The organism is Clavibacter sp. MX14-G9D, from assembly GCF_032917815.1.
Taxonomy (GTDB): Bacteria; Actinomycetota; Actinomycetes; order Actinomycetales; family Microbacteriaceae; genus Clavibacter; species Clavibacter michiganensis_K.
In genome coordinates, this window is sequence record NZ_JAVCVL010000190.1 from 1 (window position 1) to 5,153 (window position 5,153).

Genomic DNA, 5,153 nt, shown 5'->3' on the forward strand with positions numbered 1-5,153 from the left:
CGGCCTCGGTCCGGTGCTCGGTGCCCGGGAGCCCGGCCCCGGCTCCGCGATCGTCGTCCGGGGACTCGCCCCGGGCCGCGCGCTCGCGGCGGTCGAGCTCGGCGGCGGCGCGGATCCAGCGCTCGTCCGACTCGTCGGCGCCCTGCGCGTAGACGCGGCGGCGGAGCTCCGCGTCCGGCAGCGCGCCGAGATCCTCGACCGCGTCGTCGCCGTCCTGGTGCATGGAGCACCTCCTCCTCCGCCGACCCTGCCACATCGGGCGGGGGCAGGGGAGCGGGGGACGGCCCGCGGACCCCGCCGCGGCATCCGGAGGGATCCCGCGATGGCCCCGTCGCGTCGTCCCGGCGGCGTTCCCGCGATGTCCTCGCGGTGTCCCCGTGTTACGCCCCGGTTCGACACGCGACCGCCCCCGCGCCTACCGTCGAGGTGCTGCAGGGCCGCGGCGACCGGTCGGCGCCGGCGTCCCGCACCGCATCCGCGGCACGGAGCCGCCCGCGCGCGCCGCTCGGCATCGGCGCAGGGGTCCCGCATCCGGGTGCCGCTCCGCGTGCCGTCGCATCGCCCGGACCCGACCCGGACGGCCGTCCGCGCGCCGCGTCCGCTCGACCAGCCCCTGCACGCACCAGGCTCCCCGCACCCCGCACCCCGCACCAGGCACCCCGCCCCCCGCACCACCCGGACAGCACCGGCTCCCGCACCACCGAGAGGATCCCCATGACCACCCAGGCACCCCTGATCGACGCCCCGAAGCGGCGGAACCGCCTCGGCCTCATCATCGGCGCGGTCGTCGTCGTCCTCGCCGTCGTCGCGGCCGTCCTCTTCGCGACCGGCGCGTTCGACCGCGGCGGCAAGGCCGTCCGCATCGGCGTGGTCGGCGCGAGCGACCCGCAGTGGCAGCCCTTCGTCGACGCGGCGAAGGAGGAGGGCATCGACGTGGAGGTCGTCAACTTCTCCGAGTACACGCAGCTGAACCCGGCGCTGTCCGAGGGCGAGATCGACCTCAACCAGTTCCAGCACCTCGTCTACCTCGCGCAGTACAACGAGGGCGCGGGCGACGACCTCACGCCCGTCGGCGCCACGGCCATCTACCCCCTGGCGCTGTACTCCTCGAAGCACGCGTCGGTCGACGAGATCCCCGAGGGCGGCACGGTGGTCGTCCCCAACGACGAGTCGAACCTCGCCCGCAGCCTCCTGGTGCTCCAGAGCGCCGGCCTCGTCACCCTCGAGGGCGGCGGATCCAGCATCTCCACGCTCGACGACATCGACCAGGACGCCTCGAAGGTCACGGTCACCACGGTCGACGCGGCGCTCACCGCCACGTCGCTGCCCGACGCGGACGCCGTCATCATCAACAACGACTTCGTCCCCGACGCCGGCCTCACCTCCGACGACGCCATCGCGCAGGACGACCCGAGCGACCCCGCCTCGCTCGCCTACGTCAACGTCTTCGCCGCCCGCGGGGACGACGCGTCGAACGAGACGTACCTCGAGCTCGCCCGCATCTTCGAGGACACGCCGGCCGTCATCGACGCGCTCGTCGAGAACTCGGGCGGCACCGCGGTCCCGCTGAAGACCCCGGCGGACGAGCTGCGGAGCATCCTCGCCACCACCGAGGAGGACGTCGCGGCGAGCAAGGCGGCGGAGTGACGGACGCCCGTCCCGCGGGCTCCGGTCCCGACGCCGATCCCCGTCCCGCCCGGGACGGGGATCCCGTCGCGCCGCACGTCTCCCTGCGGGGCGTCGGCAAGCGGTACCCGCCGCGCGCGAAGGGCGAGCCGGCCCTCGACGCGCTCGCGGACGTCGACCTCGACATCCGCCGCGGCGAGGTGTTCGGCATCATCGGCTACTCGGGTGCCGGCAAGAGCACGCTCGTGCGGCTCGTGAACGCGCTCGAGCTCCCGACGTCGGGCACCGTCTCGGTCGACGGGCGCGAGATCCAGGACCTCCCCGAGCGGGAGCTCCGGAGGCTCCGGCTCGGCATCGGCATGGTCTTCCAGCAGTTCAACCTCTTCACCTCGAAGACCGTGTGGGGCAACGTCGCGTACCCGCTGTCCGTGGCGGGCATGCCGAAGGACCAGCAGCAGCGCCGCATCAGCGAGCTCCTGCACTTCGTCGGCCTCGCCGACAAGGCGCACGCCCGGCCGGACGAGCTGTCCGGCGGCCAGAAGCAGCGCGTCGGCATCGCCCGGGCGCTCGCGACCAGCCCCGCGATCCTCCTCGCCGACGAGGCCACGAGCGCGCTCGACCCGGAGACCACGAGCGAGGTCCTGGCTCTCCTCCGCCGGGTCAACGAGGAGCTCGGCGTCACCATCGTCGTCATCACGCACGAGATGGAGGTCATCAAGTCCATCGCCGACCGCGTGGCCGTGATGGACTCCGGCCGCGTCATCGAGCAGGGCGAGGTGTTCGACGTGTTCTCGCGGCCGTCGAGCGACGCCGCGCGCCGCTTCGTGTCCACCGTGGTCGCGGGCGTGCCCGAGGCCGACGAGGTCGCCCGGCTCCGCGCCCGGCACCCCGGCCGCCTCGTCACGCTGTCCTTCGCGGACGGCGGGGCGACGCAGACGGAGGTGTTCCGGGCGCTCGCGGGCGCCGGCATCGCCCTCGAGGTCGTCCACGGCGGCATCACCGACATCCAGGGCCGCACCTTCGGCAACCTGACCCTCGCGCTCACCGGCGACCCGGCGCGCATCGACGAGGTGCTCGCCGCCGACCGCGCCGGCGTCACCGTGACGGAGGTGGTCTGAGATGGACGCGCTGACCCCGCTCCTGCCCCTCCTCGGCCGCGCCACGGTCGAGACGCTCACGATGGTGCTGCTCACGCTCCTGTTCGGCGGGCTCGGCGGCCTCGTCATGGGCCTCGGCCTGTACCTGACGCGCGCCGGCAGCCTGTTCGCCAACCGGCCCGTGTTCGCGGTGCTGAACGTGGTGGTCAACACCTTCCGGCCGATCCCGTTCATCATCTTCCTGGTCGCCGCGCAGCCCCTCGCCCGGCTCGCGACCGGCAGCGGCATCGGGCAGCCGGCGATCATCTTCACCCTGTCGCTCGCGGCGTCGTTCGCGATCAGCCGCATCGTCGAGCAGAACCTGCTCACGGTGCAGCCCGGCGTCATCGAGGCGGCCCGCTCGGTGGGCGCGAGCCCGGTGCGGATCGTCGTCACCCTGCTGATCCCGGAGGCGCTCGGCCCGCTGGTCCTCGGCTACACGTTCGTCTTCGTCGGGATCGTCGACATGACGGCCGTCGCGGGCGCGGTCGGCGGCGGCGGGCTCGGCGACTTCGCGATCGTCTACGGCTACCGGCAGTTCGAGCCGGTCGTGACGTGGTCGGCCGTGCTCATCATCATCGTGCTCGTGCAGGTGGTGCAGTTCATCGGCAACCGGCTGGCGCGCGCGGCGCTGCGGCGCTGATCCTCCCGCGCGTCCCCCGCCGCGGCCGCCTCGCTACCTCAGCGAGGCGGCCGCGGCGCGCACGTGCCGGGTGAGGTCGGCGAGCACGGGGGAGTCGACGCTCCAGCGCTGCCAGTGCAGCGCCACGTCCACGTGGGACGCCTCGTCGAGCCGCACGAGCACGCCCCGGCGCACGAGCTCCTCGGCCTGGAGGTCGGGCAGCATGCCCCAGCCCATGCCCAGCGTGACCGCCGTGACGAACTCCGCCGACGAGGGCACGTAGTGCCGCGGCTGGCCGGCGGGCGCGCGCCGGCCGCGGAGCCAGCGGTCCTGCATGGCGTCCTTGCGGTCGTACATGACGAGGGGCGCGGTCGCCAGCGCGCCGGGCGTCGGCCCGTCGGGCAGGTGCGCGTCGCGGTACGCGGGCGTCGCCAGCGCCCGGTACCGCATGCGGCCGAGCCGCTCCGAGGTGCATCCCTGCACGGGGTCGCGCACGCTCGTGACGGCGGCCATGGCGGTGCCGTCGCGCAGCAGGTCGAGCGAGTGGTGCTCGTCCTCCCGGAGGACCTCGACGGCCTGCCCGGTCTCGGCGGCGAGGGCGGCGAACGCGGGCAGCAGCCAGGACGCGAGCGAGTCCCCGTTCACGACGACGGGCACGGCCGCGGTGCCGGCGCGCGGGGTGTCCCCGTCGCCTGGGCCGAGGAGCCCGTCGAGGTCGCGCTCGAGCAGCAGCACCTGCCGCGCGTGCCGGAGGACGGCGTCGCCGGCCTCGGTGGTGGTCGCGGGCCGGGTGCGGCGCAGGAGCACGCGGCCCGCGCTCCGCTCCAGCGCCGTGATGCGCTGGCTCACCGCGGACGGCGTCAGCCGCAGCGCTCGGGCGGCCGCGTCGAGCGTGCCCGCGTCGATGACGGCGGCCAGGGTGCGCAGGTGCTCGGTGCGGATGTCCATCATCAGCGATGCTAATGGTGCTCCAAGGACGTGAGCTGGCCTGATGCCCGGCCGATGCCTACCGTGGGGGCATGCACCCGCTCGCGCACGCCCTCTCCGGCTTCGGCCTCGGCTTCTCCCTCATCGCCGCCATCGGCGCGCAGAACGCCTTCGTCCTGCGGCAGGGCACGCGTCGCGAGCACGTCCTCGCGGTCGTCCTCATCTGCGCGGTCTGCGACGTGATCCTCATCGGGCTGGGCGTGGCGGGGGTCGGCGCGGTCATCGAGGCCGCCCCGGTGGCGATCGTCGTCATCCGCATCCTCGGCGCCTGCTTCCTCGCCGGGTACGCGGCGCTGTCCCTGCTCCGCGCCGTCGCGCCCGCGGGCCTCGCCGTCGCCGCGTCGGCGCCGCGCGCGCTCGGCGCCGTGGTCGCCGCGTGCCTCGCGCTCACCTGGCTGAACCCGCACGTCTACCTCGACACGGTCCTCCTCGTCGGATCGGTCGCCGCGGGCCACGGCGACGGCCGCTGGGCGTTCGGCATCGGGGCCATGGTCGCCAGCTGCGTCTGGTTCACGCTCCTCGCCACCGCGGCGCGCGTGTTCGCGCCCGTGCTCGCTCGTCCGGCGGCCTGGCGGGTCCTCGACACCGTGATCGCCGCCGTGATGCTGGTGCTGGCCGTGCAGATCCTGCTGCCGCTCGTGCCGGAGGAGCTCGCGGAGGCCGCGCGGATCCTCGTCGCCACGGCGGTCTGCCTGGCGCTCGCGGGAGCGGTCGCCGCGGGGTCCCGGTTCCGGCGTCGGCGCGCGGGCTCCGGCGCCGGCTCCGACGCCGAGGCCGCCGCC

The 5,153-nt window shown here is 74.8% G+C and carries 5 protein-coding genes and 1 pseudogene; 4 read left to right on the forward strand and 2 right to left on the reverse strand.

Annotated elements, in window-relative coordinates; translation table 11 throughout:
• Positions 1-223: pseudogene (locus Q6969_RS12720) on the reverse strand (hypothetical protein); the annotation flags it as partial.
• 491 nt (positions 224-714) lie between these two features.
• Between Q6969_RS12720 and Q6969_RS12725 the strand changes: the two are divergent.
• The 3 genes from Q6969_RS12725 to Q6969_RS12735 all read left to right on the forward strand — a co-directional run bounded on the left by Q6969_RS12725 (position 715) and on the right by Q6969_RS12735 (position 3,405).
• The gene (locus Q6969_RS12725; RefSeq protein ID WP_317230763.1) at positions 715-1,647 is read left to right on the forward strand and encodes a MetQ/NlpA family ABC transporter substrate-binding protein; all 933 of its coding nucleotides are present in this window, start codon (positions 715-717) and stop codon (positions 1,645-1,647) included.
• Positions 1,648-1,730: 83 nt separating this feature from the next.
• Entirely contained in the window at positions 1,731-2,744 is a 1,014-nt protein-coding gene (locus Q6969_RS12730) for a methionine ABC transporter ATP-binding protein (RefSeq protein WP_317230767.1), read from the forward strand.
• Between the two features lies 1 nt (position 2,745).
• A complete protein-coding gene (locus tag Q6969_RS12735; RefSeq protein WP_317230764.1) occupies positions 2,746-3,405 on the forward strand; it encodes an ABC transporter permease subunit in 660 nt (219 codons plus the stop codon).
• 33 nt (positions 3,406-3,438) lie between these two features.
• On the opposite strand, the gene Q6969_RS12740 is transcribed toward Q6969_RS12735, so the two are convergent.
• Entirely contained in the window at positions 3,439-4,335 is an 897-nt protein-coding gene (locus Q6969_RS12740) for a LysR family transcriptional regulator ArgP (protein ID WP_317230765.1), read from the reverse strand.
• A 68-nt stretch (positions 4,336-4,403) separates the two neighbouring features.
• On the opposite strand from Q6969_RS12740, the gene Q6969_RS12745 reads away from it, so the two are divergent.
• The coding region (locus tag Q6969_RS12745; protein ID WP_317230766.1) for a LysE/ArgO family amino acid transporter at positions 4,404-5,153 on the forward strand (750 nt) is incomplete at its 3' end.